This window comes from Nocardia sp. NPDC050713 (assembly GCF_040654315.1).
Taxonomy (GTDB): domain Bacteria; phylum Actinomycetota; class Actinomycetes; order Mycobacteriales; family Mycobacteriaceae; genus Nocardia.
Map to the genome: position 1 here is coordinate 124,700 of NZ_JBFAHS010000017.1, position 19,897 is coordinate 144,596.

The 19,897-nt window shown below is 67.3% G+C and carries 20 protein-coding genes; 6 read left to right on the forward strand and 14 right to left on the reverse strand.

All coding sequences use genetic code 11. The annotated features are described in order from the left end of the window. The first annotated feature begins 2 nt into the window (after nt 1-2). Together AB0H49_RS27675 and AB0H49_RS27680 are read left to right on the forward strand one after the other, a co-directional pair. On the forward strand, nt 3-1,250 hold the full coding sequence (locus AB0H49_RS27675) for a TetR/AcrR family transcriptional regulator (protein WP_355002191.1): 1,248 nt from the start codon (nt 3-5) through the stop codon (nt 1,248-1,250). Nucleotides 1,251-1,438: 188 nt separating this feature from the next. Continuing rightward, entirely contained in the window at nt 1,439-2,689 is a 1,251-nt protein-coding gene (locus tag AB0H49_RS27680; protein WP_357255635.1) for a TetR family transcriptional regulator, read from the forward strand. Nucleotides 2,690-2,700: 11 nt separating this feature from the next. Here the strand turns inward: AB0H49_RS27680 and AB0H49_RS27685 are convergent, their stop codons facing one another. The 11 genes from AB0H49_RS27685 to AB0H49_RS27735 form a co-directional block, all read right to left on the reverse strand. After that, nucleotides 2,701-3,522 (reverse strand): hypothetical protein, encoded by an 822-nt coding sequence (locus AB0H49_RS27685; RefSeq protein WP_357255637.1) that lies wholly within the window; start codon nt 3,520-3,522, stop codon nt 2,701-2,703. Between the two features lie 12 nt (nt 3,523-3,534). Beyond that, nucleotides 3,535-4,713: an MCE family protein gene (locus tag AB0H49_RS27690; RefSeq protein WP_357255639.1), complete on the reverse strand. Its 1,179-nt coding sequence runs from the start codon at nt 4,711-4,713 to the stop codon at nt 3,535-3,537. Further along, the gene (locus tag AB0H49_RS27695; RefSeq protein ID WP_355002195.1) at nt 4,710-5,822 is read right to left on the reverse strand and encodes an MCE family protein; all 1,113 of its coding nucleotides are present in this window, start codon (nt 5,820-5,822) and stop codon (nt 4,710-4,712) included. Before AB0H49_RS27695 ends, AB0H49_RS27690 begins: the two co-directional genes overlap by 4 nt. Continuing rightward, a complete protein-coding gene (locus AB0H49_RS27700) occupies nt 5,819-6,916 on the reverse strand; it encodes an MCE family protein (RefSeq protein ID WP_357255641.1) in 1,098 nt (365 codons plus the stop codon). Before AB0H49_RS27700 ends, AB0H49_RS27695 begins: the two co-directional genes overlap by 4 nt. Continuing rightward, complete coding sequence (locus AB0H49_RS27705) at nt 6,916-7,926, reverse strand: MCE family protein (protein WP_355002229.1); 1,011 nt, start codon at nt 7,924-7,926, stop codon at nt 6,916-6,918. Before AB0H49_RS27705 ends, AB0H49_RS27700 begins: the two co-directional genes overlap by 1 nt. Continuing rightward, entirely contained in the window at nt 7,926-8,948 is a 1,023-nt protein-coding gene (locus AB0H49_RS27710; protein ID WP_357255643.1) for an MlaD family protein, read from the reverse strand. Before AB0H49_RS27710 ends, AB0H49_RS27705 begins: the two co-directional genes overlap by 1 nt. Further along, nucleotides 8,949-10,364 carry an MCE family protein gene (locus AB0H49_RS27715; RefSeq protein ID WP_357255645.1) on the reverse strand — a complete coding sequence of 472 codons (1,416 nt, stop codon included), beginning with the start codon at nt 10,362-10,364 and terminating at the stop codon, nt 8,949-8,951. A 9-nt stretch (nt 10,365-10,373) separates the two neighbouring features. Beyond that, complete coding sequence (locus AB0H49_RS27720; protein ID WP_355002199.1) at nt 10,374-11,237, reverse strand: ABC transporter permease; 864 nt, start codon at nt 11,235-11,237, stop codon at nt 10,374-10,376. A 1-nt stretch (nt 11,238) separates the two neighbouring features. Beyond that, complete coding sequence (locus AB0H49_RS27725; protein ID WP_355002230.1) at nt 11,239-12,090, reverse strand: ABC transporter permease; 852 nt, start codon at nt 12,088-12,090, stop codon at nt 11,239-11,241. A gap of 433 nt (nt 12,091-12,523) precedes the next feature. After that, nucleotides 12,524-12,721: a hypothetical protein gene (locus tag AB0H49_RS27730; protein WP_357255647.1), complete on the reverse strand. Its 198-nt coding sequence runs from the start codon at nt 12,719-12,721 to the stop codon at nt 12,524-12,526. Then, nucleotides 12,721-12,945, reverse strand: coding sequence for a hypothetical protein (locus AB0H49_RS27735; protein WP_357255649.1), 225 nt, complete (start codon nt 12,943-12,945; stop codon nt 12,721-12,723). Before AB0H49_RS27735 ends, AB0H49_RS27730 begins: the two co-directional genes overlap by 1 nt. 330 nt (nt 12,946-13,275) lie before the next feature. On the opposite strand from AB0H49_RS27735, the gene AB0H49_RS27740 reads away from it, so the two are divergent. Further along, nucleotides 13,276-13,437, forward strand: a complete 162-nt coding sequence (locus AB0H49_RS27740) for a hypothetical protein (protein ID WP_355002201.1) — start codon at nt 13,276-13,278, stop codon at nt 13,435-13,437. Beyond that, complete coding sequence (locus AB0H49_RS27745) at nt 13,434-14,342, forward strand: oxygenase MpaB family protein (protein ID WP_357255651.1); 909 nt, start codon at nt 13,434-13,436, stop codon at nt 14,340-14,342. Before AB0H49_RS27740 ends, AB0H49_RS27745 begins: the two co-directional genes overlap by 4 nt. A gap of 119 nt (nt 14,343-14,461) precedes the next feature. On the opposite strand, the gene AB0H49_RS27750 is transcribed toward AB0H49_RS27745, so the two are convergent. Next, entirely contained in the window at nt 14,462-15,589 is a 1,128-nt protein-coding gene (locus AB0H49_RS27750) for a serine hydrolase domain-containing protein (RefSeq protein ID WP_357255653.1), read from the reverse strand. Nucleotides 15,590-16,634: 1,045 nt separating this feature from the next. Between AB0H49_RS27750 and AB0H49_RS27755 the strand changes: the two genes are divergently transcribed. Further along, nucleotides 16,635-18,017 carry a hypothetical protein gene (locus tag AB0H49_RS27755; RefSeq protein ID WP_357255655.1) on the forward strand — a complete coding sequence of 461 codons (1,383 nt, stop codon included), beginning with the start codon at nt 16,635-16,637 and terminating at the stop codon, nt 18,015-18,017. Between the two features lie 184 nt (nt 18,018-18,201). Here the strand turns inward: AB0H49_RS27755 and AB0H49_RS27760 are convergent, their stop codons facing one another. Both AB0H49_RS27760 and AB0H49_RS27765 read right to left on the reverse strand, forming a co-directional pair. Next, entirely contained in the window at nt 18,202-18,420 is a 219-nt protein-coding gene (locus AB0H49_RS27760; protein WP_354998974.1) for an MbtH family protein, read from the reverse strand. Nucleotides 18,421-18,449: 29 nt separating this feature from the next. Further along, nucleotides 18,450-19,460 (reverse strand): alpha/beta fold hydrolase, encoded by a 1,011-nt coding sequence (locus AB0H49_RS27765; RefSeq protein WP_357255658.1) that lies wholly within the window; start codon nt 19,458-19,460, stop codon nt 18,450-18,452. 192 nt (nt 19,461-19,652) lie between these two features. On the opposite strand from AB0H49_RS27765, the gene AB0H49_RS27770 reads away from it, so the two are divergent. Continuing rightward, a partial coding sequence (locus AB0H49_RS27770; RefSeq protein ID WP_357255659.1) for a hypothetical protein occupies nt 19,653-19,897 on the forward strand: 245 nt, incomplete at its 3' end.

Below are 19,897 nucleotides of genomic sequence, written 5' to 3' on the forward strand. Positions count from 1 at the left end.
GCATGAGTGTCGACAATCGCCGTACGGCGCGAAAGGCAGTCAGCGGCGACTCGGCACCACGGGAGATCAAGCGACGGCCGAAAAATCGGCGCGCGCAGATCGCCGCGGCGTCCGCAGCCGCTTTCGGCGCCCTCGGCTATCACGGCGTGAGCATGGAGGACATCGCCTCCGGGCTCGGGATCAGCTCGGCCGCGCTGTATCGGCACTATCCGAGCAAGTACGCGCTGTTCCGCGAGGAGCTCCTGCGGGTCGGGCGGGCGATGACCGAGTCGGTCCAGCTGCCCGCCGACGCCGCCGAACTCTCCCCCGAGCAGCGGCTGCACGTCGTGCTCGACGCGCTGATCGGCGCCACCATCGAGAACCGCCCGAGCGTCACGCTGGTTCGCTGGGAGGGCCGCTACCTCGAGCCGGAGGACCAGAAGACGCTCGCCGAGCAGCAGGCCACCGTCCTCGACGCGCTCGGCACCGAATTGCGCGGGCTGCGCCCCGAACTCGGCGATGACGACGTCCGGGTCTTGCGCGCCGCACTGCTGAGCGCCATCACGAGCATCGCCGATCACCACGCCGCGTTGCCCGCGAAAGCCCTTGCCCGGCTGCTCAGCTCGGCCTGCTGGTCGGTGGCGAACACCGAGCTGCCGCCCGCCGCGGCCGAACCGGAACCGACGGCGGCGGTGGAGATCCCGGAGTCGTTCAAGCACGAGCTGTTGCTGCACAAGGCGGTCGAGCTCTTCCACGACCGCGGCTATCCCAATGTGAGCGTCGAGGAGATCGCCAGCGCCGCAGGGCTTTCCGCGGCGTCGGCGGTCTACCGCTTCTACCGCGGCAAGAGCGATCTGCTGGCCGCCGCGTTCCGCAGAGCCGCCGAACGCGTGTCGGCCGCGATCGGCCCCGCCGTCGCGGCGTCCGACGGACCGGAATCCGCGCTCACCACACTGATCGAGTACTACGTCTCCGGCTCGTTCGCCGAGCGCGCCCTCACCTTCGTGTATTTCACCGAGTTCCAACATGTTCCGGCCGAGGAACGCACCGTCCTGCGCAATATCCAACGACTCAGCGTCGAAGAGTGGGCCAAGCTGCTGCGCGAGGTGCGACCGGAACTCTCGCCCGCCGAGGCGCGCTTCCTGATCCACGCGGCCTTCGCGCTCGTCATCGATCTCGGCCGCGCGTTCGGCAGCGACCCGATCGCCGCGCAGGACCGGGTGCGACTGCTGATGCAGGTCGCGTTGTTCGGCCGTCCGGCACAGGGCTGAAACCATTGCGCACAGGGAGCCAAGGACCCGGGCCACACTCGGTAATGTTACCGAGTATTCTGGCCCGCATCGTTATAATCGTCCCCGTTACCGCCGGTGTTACTACTTGTTTGTGATCTATCATTCAGTTTGATTCCGGCCTGCGAAAGCCGGGTTTACCGAGCATCCGTTTGGGTTAGCATCGCCGCATGGATGCGCGGAAAGGCGGCGCCCGCCGGGAGGCGGCGAGCGGTGAGAACGCACGGGCGATCCGGCGTCGGCCGCGAAACCGGCGAGCGCAGATCGCGGCGACCTCCGCCGAGGCCTTCGGCGCCCTCGGCTACCACGGCGTCAGCATGGAAGAGATCGCCTCCCGGCTCGACATCAGCTCCACCGCGCTGTATCGCCACTACCCCAGCAAGTACGCGCTGTTCCGTGAGGAGGCGCTGCGGCTGAGCGCGCTCTGCGCGGAGGCGGTGCAGCTGCCCGACGACTTGGCCGACGCCGACGCGTATCGCAGGCTCGAGCACATCATCGACACGCTCATCGAGAGGTCGATCACCAACCGTCGCGGCGCGGCGCTGCTGCGGTGGCAGAGCCGCTACCTCGAGCAGGACGACTACCGGATCCTGATCGACCAGCTGATCGAGGCGTATCGGGTGGTCGGCGCGTTGCTCGCCGAGGCACGGCCCGAACTCGCGCGCGCGGACAGCCTCGTTCTGGCCACCGCCGTGCTCAGCGTCATCGGCAGCATTTCCGATCACCACGTGTCCATCCCGGTGCGGTCGCTGACCAAGCTGCTGCGCACGGCATGCCTGGACGTCGTCCGCTGCGACCTGCCGCCGGTCGGCGACTCGCCGACCACCGAGGGGGCCACCGAGGTCCCGCTCCGGTTCAAGCACGAGCTGCTGCTGCGGCGCGCCATCGAACTGTTCCACGAGCGCGGCTATCCGAACGTCAGCGTGGAGGACATCGCCAATGCCGCCGAGCTGCCCGCTTCCTCGGCCGTCTACCGCTTCTACCGGAGCAAGGGCGATCTGCTCGCCGCCGCGTTTCGCCGTGCGGCGGACCGCGTTTCGGCCGCCATCGGTCCAGCCATCGCCGCCTCCGACGGCGACCCGGAGCGCGCGCTCACCAGGCTCATCGAGCTGTACGTGGCCGGTTCGTTCGCCGAACGGGAACTGACCTTCGTCTATTACGCCGAGATCAGCAACGTGCCGCAGGAAGACCGCACGGTGCTGCGAAACATCCAGCGGCTCAACGTCGAAGAGTGGGCCAAGCTCGTCGTCGGGGTGCGCCCCGAGCTGTCCGCCGCCGAGTCGCGGGTGCTGGTGCACGCCGCTTTCGCGTTGGTCGTCGACCTAGGTCAGTGGTTGGGCCCGGACAATCCGTCCAGCTCGCAGGCGCGGGTCGTCCACCTGATGCAGGTCATCCTGTTCGGCAGGCCAGCGGCCCGCTGAACCGACGAAACCTACTGCTGCGGAGCCGGAACCAGCGGCGAATTCACCATGTTCACCAACCACTTACCGTCCACCTTGGCCATGCGCATCACCATGGACAGCTGGCCGGGCGCGGGCTTGCCCTGGGTGCCGACGCTGGTGATGGTCTGGCCGATCACCACGATCGCCTCGGCCGAGGTCTCGTCGCCGGTCTTCACCGCGCACTGCACGTCGTTGGTCTTGGAGACCACCTCGCCTTGGGACAGTACCTCTTTCAGCTCACGGCTGGTGTCGTCGAACTGCTTCTTCCAGTCGCCGGTCGCGCCGTCCAACACCGCGGTGAAGTAGGCGTCGAGGTTCTTCGCGTCGTAGTTGGCAAGCACGGGCGCGTACGCGCAGGCCGCCGCCCTTGCCTCCTCGTGGGCCGCCAGCAGGGCCTCGTTGTCCTTGTTCTGCACGAAGAAGTATCCGGTCGAGGCGAGCGCGCCGCCCAGCAGGACGGCCACCGCGGCACGTGCCGCGACGAGCCCTTTGGCACCGCCTGGTATCCCCAGACGGCCGCGCCAACTAGGCTTCGCCGCAGCGCTTTTCGCATCCGCGGCAGCTACGGCCATGGTCACGCCCTGCGCCGACTCGCCGACCGCCGCAGCATCCTTCGCATCCGCGCCAGCCCGACCGGCAGCGCTTCCGCTCGTCGCATCGACCTCCGCCGCAGCGTCCTTCGCCTCCGGGGAGGACTTGTCGGTGGACGACACAGGCGCCTCGGCACCAGCGGCCGGGCCAGCGGACCCGCCGCTCGCCGCAGCACGCTCCGCAACGGGCGCGGCGCCTTTGTCGACATCGTTGTCACTCATGGCTTTTCCTTCCTATCGCCCGGGAACGGGTCGGGACAGTTCGTTTCCGGTCACACCCGGCGGCGGGCCGGAGCCGTTGTCGGGCACATTGGGCCGCGGCGCGTTGGCCGAACCGCGCACCTGTAGAGCTGGGTTGCTCGTGACGCAGTAGTTGTAGAGCCGCACCCTGGTGTCGGTGGTGGCCAGCGTCGGCACGACGGGGATCGTCTCGTAGTCGCAGGTCGGCCGCGGCCAGGGGTCGACGAGGGTATGGAAGGCGCCGTCGTGTGCCGGGACGCCGATCGCCTCGGTGCCGGTGCGCAGCGCGGGGAACAACGCCGCGATGGCGGGCTGGCGCAGCTTCGCCGACTTGGTGATGGCCACGAAGTTCGTCACCAGGTTGGTCACCGGGTCCTCGGTCTCGGCGACGAAGCCGCCCAGCGTCGCCAGCTGGCCGGGCGCCAGGTCGAGGAAGCGCCGGACCTCCTGGTCGGCGGCCGTCAGCTGTTCGAACAGCGCGCCCGCGCCGGTGGTGAGGGTCGTCAGGTCGGGCTGGGCGTGCGAGGTGGTCTCCGCGATGATCTCGAGGTTCTCGATCAATTGCCTGGTCTGTGGCAGCAGGTCGTTGAGTCCCGCCATGGCTCTGCTGATTCCGGAGATCATGTTGCGCAAGCGATCCGGGCCACCGGCCAACGCCTTGTCCAGCTCGTCGACGATCACGGTGAGCCGCTGCGGGTTCAGTCCGCCGATCATGCCGCTCACGTTCGCCAGCACGGACTGCACCGAGACCGGTGCCGCGGTGCGGGACACCGGCACCACATCGCCGTCACCGAGGTAGGGACCGGTGTCCGAGTCCGGCCGGAAATCCAGGTACTGCTCCCCCGCGGCGGAGAGGCGGCCGACCGCGACGGTGCCGCCGACCGGGATGCGCGCGCCGGACTGGATTTCGGCGATGGCCTCGATACCGACGTCCGCCACCCGGACCTCGCGCACCAGGCCGACCCTGGTGCCGCGGAAGGTGACGTCGTTGTTCGCCAGCAACCCGCCGGAGGTCTGCAACTGCACGGTGACCAGATACGTGTTCGGCACCGGGTTGAAGCGCAGCACCTGCGAACTCAGGTAGACCGAGCCCGCGATCAGCACGAGTACCAGGCCGATGTTGGCGACCGCGATCCGCTTGCGTACCAGGTAATTCCAGAGCGGGATGTTCATCGTCCGCCCTCCGTGCGCGGCGGGCTGGTGAGCCTGCCGATCACCTTCTCGATGACCTGCGCGAGGCTGCCGATGAAGGCGGGCACGTCACCGAGTTCCGGCGGACGGCTGCCGCTCGGATCGGTCAGCGCGCCGATGCTGAGATACGAAACCGTCGCCGCGACCGACAGATTCGGTCCGTCGAACGACGCCATGACGGACGGATACATTTGATCGAAACGCTCCAACGCCAGTCCCAATTCCTCGCCCATCTGGGTGAAGCCGGACATCAGCCGCTGGATGCTGTCGAAGAGGCCGACGAACTCCGGACCGGTGGTCTCGGTGAAATCGCCGAGCGCCGACATGGTCACCGACACCTTGCCGATCAAGGCCGAGATGTCCCTGTTGTTCTCGGCGAACAGGCCGAGCAGTGCGGGAAAGGTGTCGGCGGCCGCGCCGAGTTCGGCTTTGCGCGCGGCCAATTCGCCGGTCAGCAGGTTGACGCCGGAGAGCACGCTGTCGATGTCGGCGGTGCGCCGGTTCAACGCGTCGATGGCGCTGCTCAATTCGATGAGCAGGTGCGACAGTTGCGGCGCCCGCCCCGCGAACATCGAGTTCATCTCGGCGGTGATCTTGGCCGCCTGATTGAGCCCGCCGCCGTTGAGCAGCATGGAGATCGAGACCATCAGCTGCTCCACCGACGCGCCCGCCGAGGTGTGTTCGGTGCCGATGGTGTCGCCCGGACGCAGCATCTCCGTGCTGTCCTGCGCGGCGGGCAGGGTCATGGCGACGAAGATGTCGCCGAGCGGGGTCGCCTGTCGCAATTCCGCGGTGGTGCCGCGCGGTAGCCGGATGTCCTCGCGGATCTCCATTTCCACGTCGGCGAGGAAGTTCGTGGTGCTGATCGCGGTCACCACGCCGATGTCGGTGCCGCCGATCTTCACGTGCGCGCGATCCGGCAGGTTGAGCGCGTCGCGGAACGCGGCGTGAATCTTGTATCCGGGTGCGCCGATGCCCGGCTTGGGCAGCGGCACGTTGTCCACGGTCACCGCGCAACCGGTCGTCGCGCCGATGCTCGCGGCGACCAACCCGGCCGCGATGGAACGACGCAACGCCGCCTTCGTCCTCATTTCGTGATCCCCAGCAGTGCGGCGGTGAGACCGAAATCCGGTCCCATGTCTTGGATCTTTCCGGTGCGACAGCCGTCCAGCCGCAGCTGAATCCGCTCACAGAACAGCGCGAGCGCCTCGCCGTCCAGCACGGCCTTGTCGAGCAGGCCGTGCAGTCGGACGGCCTGGTGCTCGCGGCTCATCGCGTTGGTGATGTTCTCGAAGAACAGCGGTGTGACGTCGACGATCTCGGTGAGCTGACGCGAGTTCGCGCGCATCTGCTCGGTGATGGCGACGAAGCGAGTGAGGGCGCCCGCCAACTGGTCTCGGTTCTGTCCGACAACCGTCGAGGTGTTGTTCACGAAATCGTTGAGCTGGGTCAGCACCGCGTGCAGACCGGGCGACTGCTCGCCCATCAAACGCACCAACTCGGTGAGCCTGCCGCTGAAGTCGCGCACCGTCTGATCGTTGGACGCGATCACCTGGGTGATCTCGTTCAGTTTGATGATGGTGTTGGCGATCTGGTCCTTGTTGGCCAAGGTCACCTCGAAAGCGGCGGAGAGGGAGTCGAGCGTCTCCCGCAATCGGTCGCCGTTGCCGTCGAGCAGGGGGAACAGCACCCGGCTGGCCATTGGGCCACTCTCGTTGTCGCCTTTCAGCGCCGCACCGAGCTGGTCGAAGTTCTCCAGGATCCGGTCCAGTTCGACCGGTGTTCTGGTGCGCGCGAGCGGGATGTGCGCGCCGTCGGCGAGAGTCGGGCCGCCGGTGTAGGCCGGGGCCAGCTCGACGTGCCGGTTGGTGATCAGCTGCGGTGAGACCAGCGCGGCAATGGCATCGGCGGGCACCTGCACGTCCTTGTCGATGGACATGGTGACCTCGACGTAGCTGCCGCGCGCGGTCACGGTGTCGACCCGGCCCACCGGAACACCGAGAACGGCCACCTCGTTGCCCGCGTACAGGCCCGCCACGTTCTCGAAATCCGCGCTGATCCGCAATTGTTCACCGAGATATCGGTCGGGTAGCGAACTCACGCTCTCGGGCAGCAGCGAACAGCCGCTGCTCACCGCCGCCACCACGCACAGGGCGGCCAGCTTCAGGACTCCACGAATCGTCATCAGTTGCACCCCGGTACCGCTTGCGCGAAACACAGCCAGTTGTCCGGGAGAAACCACGGCGCCCAGACCTCGCCGTACGGCCCGTTGCCGAGCGCGTTGTTGAACTGCCGCATGGCCACCGGCATGATCTCGTACAACCGGTCCAGGTTCTCCCGGTTCTTCTCCAGCCCCTCGGTCATGGTGTTGAGGTTCTGGATGAGCGGCCCGAGCTGGTCGTTGTTCTCGATGCCCATCTCCTGGAGCAGGGCCGACAGCGCCGCGACGTTGTCGAGCAGCTGGCGCAGCAGGTCCTGGCGCAGCGCGACCGCGTTGCCGATCGCCTCGCCGCGGGTGAGCAGCAGCAGCACGCTGTTCTGGTTGTCGGCGACCAGCTGCGAGACCTCGTCCATGCTCTTCAGCAGCAGGTCGACCTCGTCGCGGCGATCGTTGATCACCTTGGCCAGCGCGCCGATGCTGTCCAGCGCGGCGACGGTCAGCTGCGGCGAGTCGCCCATCTGCTGGTCGAACACGTCCAGCGCCTGGCGCAGCTTGTCCGGATCGATCCGCTCGATCCGCTCGAAGGACGACTTGTACTGCGGGTCCTGGATGACCTTGCCGAGGTTGTACGGAACCGATGTGTTGGACAGCCGGATGATGTTGTCCGGCAATCCCTTCCCGTCGCCCGGAGTCAGTTCGATGTGCAGCCTGCCCAGGATGGTCGACATCTTTATCGCGGCCCGCGCGTTCGGGCCGAGCCGCAGATCGCGGCGCACGCGCAGGTCGACGACCACCTTGTCGCCGTCCAGCCGCACCGCGCGGACCTGACCGACCTCGATGCCCGACACGTCGACCGTCGCACCCGGCCGCAGTCCCGCCGCCTGGGCGAACTCGGCCTTGATCGTCTTGTCCGACAGCCGCGCCTCGGACACCACGCTGGAGCCGACCAGCAGCAGCGCTACGAAGGCCGCCGCGAGCACGCCGAGCCAGAGGTAGCGGTTCGCCGAATACCTCGGCAACCGAATCCGCGCCATCATCGGCACACCTCCGATTGGGATTCGCCGCCGACCTGCGAGAACAGACCCGGCGGGAGCAATACGCCCCACAGCGAGACGTCGAGGCGGCAGATGTAGGCGTTGCCGTAGGCGCCGTAGCTGGTGAAGCGGGCCAGCGCGTTGAGCAGCGTCGGGAATTGCACGGCGGCCTTGTCCAGCGCGGCGCCGTTGAGCAGCAGCATGGCGATGCCGGTGGTGGCGTCGTTCTGCGCCCCGGCCAAGTCGGGCTGTACCTGGGCGATGAGAGAGACCAGGGAGTCGGTGGATTTCGCCACCAAATCGACGGACTGCTTCAGCGACTCACCTTCGGCGTAGAGCGCCTCGACGAGCGCCCTGGACTGGGCGATGAGCGTCTCCAATTCGGCTGAGCGATTGGCCAATCCGGCGATCACGCTGCTCAGGTTGGTGATCACGTCGCCGAGGATGCGATCGCGCTGGCCGAAGGTGCTTGCCAGATCGGCGGCCTGGGTGATCAGGGTGCTCAGGGAGACGCCGTCGCCTTGCAAGGCCTGAATCAGCGTCTCCGACAGCGAGTTCACCTGATCGGGTTGCAGCACGCTGAACAGCGGCTCGAAACCGGAGAGCAGCGCCGAGACGTCGAAGGACGGTTCGGTGTTGTCCAGTGAGATATGACCGCCAGGCCGAAGCGGCTCGCCCTCTTCCTTGCCGGGAACTAGCGCGATATATCGCTGACCGATCAGGTTCTGATATCGCACAAGCGCTTTGGTCGAGGTGGTGAGCCGCTGACGGTCCTGGATGCGGAAATCGATGACCGCCTTGTAGGCGTCGTCGAAATCGATCCGGTCGACCCGGCCGACTCGCACGCCCGCCATCCGGACGTCGTCACCGACCCGCACGCCCATCACGTCGGAGAAGGTCGCGGAGTAGGTGTGCGTGTCGCCGGGAACCGAGCGCTGCAAGGTCGACCAGATGGTGTAGGTCAGCGTGATGGCCAGCACGGCGAAGAAGCCGAAGCCCGCGAGGGCCTTTCCGGATTTCATCTAGTTGCCCCCTTCGGTGTCGTACACGGTCACCGACCCGCCCGCCAGCAGCGGCGTCAGCAGCAGGAGCTGCGCGGCGGTCGGTTGGCCGCCGACGATCGCCGCGACTCCGGCGTGCCCGCGGCCGCCCGCGATCGGGCGAGCTGCCGGGGCGCCCGCGGCGGGCACGGTGATTCCGGGAATCGCCGGCAGTCCGGGAATGGGGAGTCCGGGAATCGCGGGCAGGCTCGGGAGGCCCGGAAGTGCGGGAGTCGCTTCGAGTCCCGGGAGAGCGAGCGTCGGCCGCGGTCCCGCGGCGTCGAGCCAGCGCGGCCGCAACTGGGCCGGGTACTCCTGCTCCGGCGCGACTTCCGGCACCGTCGGACCGCCGCAACGCGGGCCCGTGAGGTAACCGTAGGACGGGCAGTCCGCGGCGGTGTACTGCTGGAAGGGCGTGAAGCTGACGTCCATCTTCCACACCATCTGGCGGCTCGGGCCGAAGTGGAACACGGTGGCCAGCTTCGCCAGCGAGGCGTTGAGGTTGCGCGCGGTGTCCGGGATGGCCTGCGGGTCTTGGGCCAAGCTGCCGAACAGCTCGTCCAAGCCGGGTACGAGATCCTTTGCCGCGTCCGGGTTTCGGGCGAACAAGGAATTGACCGAGTCGATGGTGCTGCTCGCGTTGGCCAGCAGCGCTATCAGGTTGTCACGGCGCTCGGTGAGCGTTCGGGCCGTCGTGACCGACTCGGCGAGCACGCCGACCAGGTCGGGCGCCGACTTGCTGAGTTCCGTTGTGGCCCTGCCGAGATCGCCGAGCAGCTCGCCGACACCGGGGATCGCGCGCACTTCCGTGACCCAGCGGTCCAGCCGCTCGATCGTCGAACCCGGCACGCGCGCGGCGGGATCGAGCGCGGCGGCAAGAGTCGCCAGTACCCGGCCCAGCTTCTCGGGCTGGATGTTGTCGAGCACGTCGCGCAGCACGGTGAGCGTGGTCTGCAACTGCATCGTCGACGTGCTGGTGTCCTCCGGGATCACCGCACCGGCGGCGAGTTTCGCGCCCGCCGAGCCGTTGTCGACGAGTTCGATCGCGGTGACGCCGAACAGGTTGTTGGGCACCACGCGCGCCGTGACACCGGCCGGAATCGTCGGAGCGACGGCAGGTTTCAGGTGGATCTCGGCGCGCTGCCGTTCACCCTTGGCGACCACCTCGACGGCCGCGACCGTGCCGACCACCATGCCGCGGAACTTCACGTCGGCGCGCGATGGCAGACCATCGCCGGTGCTGGTCAGCTCGGCAGTCACCCGGACCTTGTCCTCGAAGAAGCCGTTGTAGCGCAGCATCAGCAGGCCGAGCAATATCGCGGTGGCCGTCAGCATGGCCAGACCGGCCAGGGAGAGCTGGCGGGCGCTCGGCCCGCGGCCACTGGGATCGAGAAGCATGCGCGGCCCCTATCCCGAGATCCGGAAGCCGGGGTCGATGCCCCAAATGGCCAGTGTCATGAACAGATTCGCGAAAACCATCACGACGATCACCATCTTGATCGCCTGACCGGCCGCGACGCCGACGCCCTCCGGCCCGCCCGAGGCGACATAGCCGTAGTAGCACTGGATGAACGTCGCGAGCAGCACGAAGACGACGACTTTGAGCAGCGAGAAGAAGACATCGGTCCCGATGAGGAATTGGAAGAAGTAGTGGTCGTAGGTGCCCGCGGAGGTACCGCCGAGGAAGAGCACCGAGAGCTTGGTGGCCAGGTATGCCACCGCGAGGCCCACCGTGTAGAGCGGGACGATGGTCAGCGTGGACGCGATCATCCTGGTGCTGACCAGATACGGAAGTGGCCGGATGGCAATGGATTCCAATGCATCGATCTCCTCGGAGATCCGCATCGCGCCGAGTTGCGCGGTGAACCGGCAGCCGGCCTGGATGGCGAAGGCCAGCGTCGCCAGGATCGGAGCGAGTTCGCGCGTGGTGGCGAATCCCGAGATCGCGCCGGTCAGCGGACCCATGGTGAGCAGGTTGAGTGCGGTGAACGATTCCATGCCGACGGTGATGCCGCCGAAGGCGCACAGGATGATCACCACGCCCACGGTGCCGCCGCCGACGACGAGCGAGCCGTTGCCCCACCCGACATCGGCGGTCAGCCGCAGCACTTCCTTGCGATAGTGCTTGAGCACGAACGGAATCGCGCCAAGCGCCTGGAAGAACGTGATGGCTTGGTGGCCGAGTCGCTGATTGGCCCGGTACGGCACGGCGACCGCGGTGCCGACCGCCCGGAATGGTCTCAGGGCGGGCGGGGTGTACTTCGTGCCCACCTCAGATCACCTTCGTCGGGAACAGCGTGTTGTACAGCTGGGTGAGAATGATGTTGGTGGCGAAGAGCATCAGCGCCGAGGTGACGACCGCGGAGTTCACCGCGTTCGCGACACCGCCGGGACCGCCCTTGGCGTGCAGCCCGATGTCACAGGCGATGATCGCGGTGAGCGCGCCGAAGATGGCGGCTTTGACCAGCGCGACGATGAGATCGTTGGCCACCGCGAAGGACGCGAACGAGCCGATGAACGAACCCGGCGTGCCGGATTGGGCGTAGACGTTGAACATGTAGGCCGTCGCGAAACCGACGAACACGATGAACCCGCACAGCAGCATGCTGACCAGCACCGCCGCCACCAGGCGCGGCGCGACCAGCCTGCGCACCGGATCGACGCCCATCACCATCATGGCGTCGATCTCCTCGCGGATGGTGCGCGAGCCGAGGTCGGCGCAGATCGCCGAGCCGACCGCGCCCGCGATCATCAGCGAGGTGACCAGCGGCGCACCCTGCCGGATGATGCCGAGTCCGGCGACCGCGCCGATGAACGTCGTCGCGCCGACCTGATTCACCAGCGCTCCGACCTGAATCGAGACGACGACGGCGATCGGGATCGCGACGAACACCGTCGGCGCCGCGGAGACGCTCGACATGAAGGCGCACTGCCTGATGAACTCGTGGTACGGGAAACGCCGGGCGACGATCGCGCGGATCAGTTCGATGACCGCGTCGCGCCCGAGCATCACCTGCCTGCCGAGGGTTTCCAGCGACCGCTGCGGATGACGCCGCCACAGCCCCTTCAGGTCCTCGACGGCCTGCTCCAGATCGGTGCGCTCCGGAGACTCCCCCGGTTCGATCCGACCCGGAGGTCGTTCGATGGTTGTCACGGTGCCCGAGTCCTTTCTCGGCCTTCTTTCGCTCACTTCGCCGACCGGTAACGGTGACCCCTTCGGGGGCGCGGAGCGTGTGAAGTGTCGCACGGAGGCAGTGGGCGACACAAGTCACATGTGAATAAGAATTCTCAATATTTCCGAGGGTATCGGCCCAACGGGACGAGCTGGGTTCGATTACCGAGTAGGCGCGTCACCTGCGAAGAAATCGAGGTGATCGCCGTACTTCCGCGCCCATGTCAGACACTCGACGCCAGAGAAGTGACCAGACAATCACATCCATTCCGGACACCCATCCACGTCACGTCCGGTCGGCGCCGAGCAGGTGAATCCGCTCACGGCAGGTGCCCATGTGCGTAGACGGCACACGAGCAACCCGGCCTTATCCGTTGGCAGGTACTCACCCGGAGAACCACCCCTGGGCAGCTACACCCGCCCCCGCCACCAGCCCGTAGCCGACGACGGCGACGCCCGCGGCGACGGCGCTCAGCACGGCGACCCAAAGCCCGTAGCGCAGAATCGGATTCACTTCCATCCGCCCACCGAGGATCTTGACGCCGATCACCAAGATGTCGATGAGCCACACCAAGATCATCATCAGGTCATGCACACATTCGAGAAGGTGAGCACCGGCCAGCACACGATCGATCCGAGGAACGAGATCACCACGTCGATGCCGTGCATCTCGCGCAGGTGACTCGTGTGGGTCAGCGTCCAGACGACTCCGACCAGCCCGTAAGGGATTCCGAGGATGATGAGTGTCCCGAAGAACTCGGAGACCTTCATCTCGTAGCTGAATATTCGATCCAGCCTCTTGAGCATGTACGTCGCATCCTTTCCTGCGCCGGGCCGAACCCCGTCGAGGTCGCCCACGCGTACCGAAGGAGATCGCGACGTCGCGGGCGCACCCGACCGCTGAGATCCGGTCCGGCATGGTCCCGTATGTTACGCACGATTCACGGCAGGACGGAAGACTTTCACCGATATTTCCGGTCAGAACACGACCACACTTCCACCGCCTCGGACCGTCTCGAAACTGGGCAAACCCCGGACAAGGCGCACTCTTGTCAGGCAGAATAATCAGTAACATAATCGACGGATGGGTGATCACACCCCGCCTCGACCCCGCATCGGCCTCCAGGAGGTCGAACGATGAAAGCACTCAACAGGATTCTCAGCGTGGAGATGACGGTCTTCGAGTTCCTCGGCTGGCTGTTCCTCGCCGGATTCCTGTTCGGCACCGGACGATCCACCGCCGCGCGAGTCGCGCGGCTGGTCCGGACCACGAGGAACACAACGGAAGGACTCCGATGACCGCGGTCGCCCACTTCTCGTACCAGAACGAACCGGCGCCACTGACCAAGGAGCAGACGCGCATCCCCATCAGCTCCGCGCACCGCCCGTTCACCAAGCGGCCGATCAAACTGGCCGACGCGCTGGACTTCTGGTCCTTCGCCGGCGCCGCGGCCAACGTGGCGATGCAGATGGCGAGGCCCGGCGTGGGTTACGGCGTCGCGGAGAGCAAGGTGGAATCCGGTGCGCTGATGAAGCATCCGTGGAAGCGCGCACGCACCACCACCCAGTACCTGGCGGTGGCGATCCTCGGCACCGAGGAAGAGCGCATGGCCTACCGCAAGGCAGTCGACTCGGTGCACCGCCACGTGCGGTCCGAGCCGGGGGCCCCGGTGAAATACAACGCGTTCGACCGCAACCTCCAACTGTGGGTCGCCGCATGTCTTTACATCGGTTTCGAGGACACCTACCAGCTGCTGCAAGGCAAGATGAACGACGAGCAGGCCGAAGCCTTCTACGCCTCGTCGTCGACTCTGGGCACCACGCTTCAGGTCACCGAGGACATGTGGCCCAAGACGCGCGCCGAGTTCGACGTCTACTGGAACCAGGCGTGCCGCCAGGCCGTACTCGACGATTACGTGCGCGCCTACGTCGACGATCTGCTGAACCTGCGCATGATCCACTGGTACCTGCGCCTGCCGTTCCGAAACCTGCTGAAGTTCCTGACGATCGGCTTCCTCGCGCCGTACTTCCGCGAGCAGATGCGGTTGGAGTGGACCGCCGCCGATCAGCGCCGCTTCGAGCACCTTTTCGTGTTCGTCGGTTTCGTCAACCGGTTCATCCCGCGGTTCCTGCGGCACGGCGGCAGCCACGCGCTGATGGTCGATCTACGCCACCGGATCCGCAAGGAGAAGAACCTGGTCTGAGAGGTGGGCGCCCACCGTCGACATCGAGCCGTCCGCTCACGGGCATCGCGATGATTCCCCTGGCGGCGGTGGGTTTCAGCTGACGCTGGACTGCGCGCAATGCGAGCTTGTCCGGTTTCTCATGGGCACAGTGCGTGTTCGAGCATGCCGATGAGGTCGGGTTCGGTCTCCGGGGCCTTCGTGAGGGCGACGGTGATCGCGCGCCCGTCGACGGTCGCACCGGATACCGTGTAGTAGCCATAGATTCCGCCGCTGTGGCCGAAGTACTCAGCACCGCAGGGTAATTGGATGGATCCGAGGCCGAGTCCGTAGACCATTCCCGATTCCTGGTCGCTGGGCACACCATCGCGCATCTGCTGGAGCTCCGCGGCCTCCAACACCCGGCCCGCGAGCAGCGCGCCGTAGAAGCGGTTCAGGTCCGTGCCCGACGAGACCAGGGCGCCCGACGCCCATGGGATGGACGGCTCGATGCGGGAGACGTCGGTGACGACGCCGTTCAGGGTGGCGTAACCCGCGGGGTGCGGGCCGCGGATGTCGCGCTCACCAGCGCCGGGCAGGTACGTGTCGGCGAGGCCGAGGGGTTTCAGGATGCGCCGTTCCAACTCCGCCGCGTACGGAGCTCCGGTCACCCGCTCGATCAACATCCCGGCGACCAGGTAGTTCGAATTGCTGTACTCGTAGCGCTCGCCCGGCACGAACACCGCCCGCCCACCGTTGACGATCGCGATGCCTTCCGCGGGTGTCATCGTGCGGTTCTCGACTCCCGCGCGGTATTCGTCGACGCGCGGGTCGTCCGCGAAGTCCGGTAGACCGCTCTGGTGGCGCAGGATCTGCCGGACCGTGATGGCGCGTCCATCGATGCCGTCGCCGCGCAGCAGACCGGGCAGGTAGGTGTCGATCGGTTCGTCGAGCCGCACCTTCCCCTCCGCGACCAGTTGCAGCACGAGGGCGCTGGTGAAGGTCTTGGTGATGCTGCCGACGCGGGTCTGTTGTGCGGGTTGGGTGGGGATCGGCGCCGCGGTGCCCAGGTCCGCCACCCCGGCCGTACGGACCACGGTCTCCCCGTTCTCGGTGACCGTCGCGATGGCCCCGGTGACCCCGGCCCCCACCACCCGGTCGATGTCCGCCTGCACAGCCTCGAGCCGAGCATCCGACACCCCGGCCGACTCCGTCCGGCTGTCACTCGCACACCCCGCGGTGAGCAGTGCCACCGCGGAAGCGGCCACGACGATCGGTATCAGACGCATACCTCGACGGTAGGCAGGTCCGGTGCCCCGCACATCCGGGACCACCCCGATATTCCCCTCAGCCCCGAGGATCATTTCCGCACCGAACCAGCCAGGCTCCGGTGTTCATGGCGCCACGCCTCGAGTGTCGTGCTGTTGTTCGACCGGTCGATGAACACAGGCGCGCCTGTTCCCCTCCGCCAGGGGCGGCCTGTGGGCTGGAACCGCGACTTCGAGTGGGCGCCGATGGCGGTCGAGGTCGCTTCCACCCGCACGACTTCTCCGACGTCGAAGTCTACTGAGAGTGTTACTGACAGACGCGATCGACGGCATCCGTTGCCGCGCAGACGACTACATCGAATAACCGTCGGCGCGGGTATCGGGAACTATGCGTCCCGCCGCGACCAAAGTTCGGAAGGCGGCTCCTTTGCGGGCGCAAGCATCTGCCCGGCAACCGCGGTGTTGCTGCATTGCGCGGTGCGCTTCGGAGACCGTGAAAGGTGTTGTGGGAGCGCGGTGTCCGGCTGCGGAGCGGGGGTCGCCGACGCAGGTTCCGATGATGCCGATGAGGGAGACGACCAGACCGCAACCGGTCAGGATGGACAGCGTCGAGTACATCGGATCACTTGTCTACGGCGCGCCGGAAGCAGTAGGCGGAGGCGGCTAGGTACTGGCGGCAGCCGCTGCCGTGGCCGGCGTGGACGGAGAGGATGAATCTCGCCTTGTCGTAGTCCAGGACCTGCGGTTCTGCTGCGCAGTCACGACTTTGGACAAGCCACAGTTCGCGCAAGTCCGAATGCGGTACGTTCATCGTCCACCTCCGCGGAGTTCAGTGCACCCGGCGCCGGGAGCGCCGGCGGAACCGCGCTCGAAGCGGCTGGATCATGACCGCGTCGGGACCGTGCGCCGGGTTCCGGAGAGTGGGCGCCCCCATAGGGTCTGGGCACAACCCCGGCGCCGGGTGCCAATACAGACTGCGCGTTGCGATTGGGTACATAACAGTCCGGAATGCGATAAATGCGAGTAATTTTCGAGTGAATCGGCCTGATGCGAGGAAGCGGGTCCTATGGTTGAGGTCGACTGGACGGGCGAGGACGTGCTTGCCCTTCGCACGGCGATGAAGCGGAGTCGTTACGAGTTCGCACGTTTGGTGGGCGTTACCCCGCGCACCGTGGTCTTGTGGGAGAACGGCCGGACAACCCGGATGCACGCCGCAAGCCGTCGACTACTCGATCGAGTGCTGTCCGAGGCCGATTCAGTCGTCGTCACGCGATTCGAGCGGGCGATCAAGGCGGGTCGCGAAGCGGCAGGCCACACCGACGATGCGAGCGCGGCGCTCGATCGGACAATCAAGCTCGGTAGGGACAAAGCGCAGGCCGGACCGGAGGTTCGGTCGACGCCGATCGGGCTCGACGAGGAAGTCGAGGATGACGACGTGAGAAGGCGGGAAATGCTGGCCTGCATCGGCGCAGGTCTGGCGGGACACGCTGCCGAACTCTTGGCAAGCGAACCGGAGCGGATGCTCGCGACCCTGGACGCCGGGTCGATGAGCGAGCGCAGGCTCGGTTTCCTGGAAGAATCCACTGCGGCGCTGGGCAAGCACGTCGTCCAGGTGCCGCCGCACGAGCTGCTGCAAGGCACGCTCGACCAGTTCCGCACGGTGCGAGCATGTCTCGGCGAGCGCCAGGCCACCCACCACCAGATCCGGCTGGTTCGCACCGCGGGACGACTGGCCAACGTGGTCGGCGAGATCTTGTTCAACGAAGGGCATTTCGGCCAAGCGCGGTTGTGGTATGCCACCGCCATCCACGCCGCACAGGACATCGGCGACCGCTACTCGGAGGACATCGCGCTCGCCGGACTGGCCTACCTGCCCACCTACAGCGACAAACCGAGGGAAGTGCTGCGCCTGCTCGATCCTCGCCTCGCGCAGGACCCGGCGACCGGCGCGGCCGCCGCCTGGCTCTGGGGCATGGCGGCGCGCGCGCACGCCGATCTCGGCGACGAACGCCACTTCGCCCACTGCATCGACAAATCCGCGCGGGCGCTGGACACCGTCGCGACCGAGGAGCTGCCGATCGGCATCTTCTCGTTCCGACCGGAGAAGCTCGCCTTCTACCGCGCCGTCGGATACGCCAGGCTCGGCAAGCCCGACGAGACGGCCACCGCCGCGGCACAAGCCATCTCGCTGTACGACCCGAGCGAGACGATGGAACCCGCGCTGGTGCGCTTCGAACACGCGACCGCACTGCTCGCCTCCGGCGAAGTGGACGAAGCCTGCGCCGTCGCCACCGCCGCCATCACCAACGCGCGCACCTATGTCGGGCTGACGGTCACCAAGCGCGCCAAGCGATTCGACTCGGCGCTGCTGAACGGCAGCGGGCGCGCGGTGAGCGAGTGGCGGCAGCGGGCCAGGGAGGTCGTCGACGCCCAGCGGGTGGACGTGTAGTCGCGCGGGGTGCGGTGATCCAGTCGACCCGCCGCGATGAAGGTCACCCTGGGTCGGTCCGCCCTGGGCACGCAGGTCGGGGATGAAGGTGACCTCCAGCCGGTCTGGCGGGACGAAGGGCACCTTCGGTCGGTTACCGCGCCTGCCATTCTGGGCGCGGCAGTAGGACCGACGCGCCCCGCGTTCAGTTCGTCTTCGGGTTCATGGCGGCGATCAGGGACTTGGGGCGCATGTCGGTCCAGTGGGTTTCGACGTATTCCAGGCAGGCGCTGCGGGGGGACGCACCGTAGGCGATGGTCCAGCCGGTGGGGATGGCGGCGAAGATGGGCCACAGGGAGTGTTCGCCCTCGGCGTTGGTGAGGACGTAGAACTGGGCGTCATCGTCGTCGAATGGGTTTGTCATGGTTGGCCTTTCGTGAGTCGTCTACAGGTTCATGCGCGGTCGGTGTCGGCCCAGGCCGCGGTCAGCACGTGGCCGATGCGGGCGAGCGCGGATTCGGTGGTCATTCGCCAGTGGGTGGCGGTGACGGCGTGGTTGTGCACGGTGCCGTCCACGGCATCGGACCAGCTGGCGGCTCCGGTCGCGCCGGTCGGATCGTCCAGTGCGGCGGTGAAATACACCAGGTTGCCCTTGTAGCGGCGAGGCCGGTAGCGGGCGAGTAGTTCGAGGGAGCGGGTTCCCGCGTCCAGTACCCGGCCGAGCCGTTCGGCGCCGAAGGAGGCGAACGGTTCCGGCAGTTCGGCGATGCGCTCGGCGAGTTCGGCGAGGCCGAGTTCGGTGTCCGCCTCGGCGGCTTGTTCGCCGAGCAGTCCGCCGAGCAGGTCGGCGAGCGGCACGGTGGTCTCGGCCACCGATTCCGTGCGCGGGCTGTCCATCATGGCCAGCGTCGCGACGTGCTGCCCCTCGTCCTGCAACTGGATCGCGACGGCGTGCGCGAGAACGCCGCCGAGCGACCAGCCGAGCAGGTGGTACGGCCCTTCCGGTTGCACGGCGCGGATCTCCGCGACGTAGCGCCGGGCCCAGTCCTCGATCGAATCGGGCAGTGGTTCCGCCGAATTCAGCGCCGGGGATTGCAGCCCGTAGATGGGCCGTTGCGGGTCGATGTGCGCGGCCAAACCGGCGAACGACCAGGCCACACCGCCGACCGGGTGCAGGCAGAACAGCGGCGCCTTGCCGCCGCCCGGTCGCAGCGGCAGCAGCACGTCGAAGGCCGCCGCCGCGTCCACCCTGCCCCGGCCGGACCTGGTCAGCTCGAGCTGTGTGACGAGCCCGGCGGGCGTCGGCGCGGAGAACAACCAGACAACGGGGACCGGTTCGCCGAGTTCCGCGCTGAGCCGGGTGGCCAGGCGCGTGGCGAGCAGTGAGTTGCCGCCGCGCTCGAAGAAGTTGTCGTCCATGCCGATTCGCTCCGCCTCCAGTACCTCGGTAAAGACGGCGCACACAGCGTGTTCCAGGTCCGTTGCCGGAGCACGGAACTCGCGTGCGGTTGGTTCGGGCCGGGGCAGTGCGGCGCGGTCCACCTTGCCGTTGGCGTTGAGCGGCAGCGCGTCCAGTCGAACGAGCGCGGCGGGCACCATGTAGCTCGGCAGCGCCTCTGCCAGGGCGGCACGCAGTGCGCCGATGTCCGACGCGGCGTGCTGCCCGTCGCCCGATCCGGCGTGCGGCTCGTCGGCGCGCAACCCAGCGTGTGGCGCCGTGGCGCCCAACCCGGCACGTTGTCCATCGGCCACCAACCCGGCCCGCGCACCCTCGGCTTCCGCCCCGACGTGCGGCCCGTCGGCGTCCAACCCAGCGTGTGGCGCCGTGGCGCCCAACCCGGCACGTTGTCCATCGGCCACCAACCCGGCCCGCGCACCCTCGGCTTCCGCCCCGACGTGCG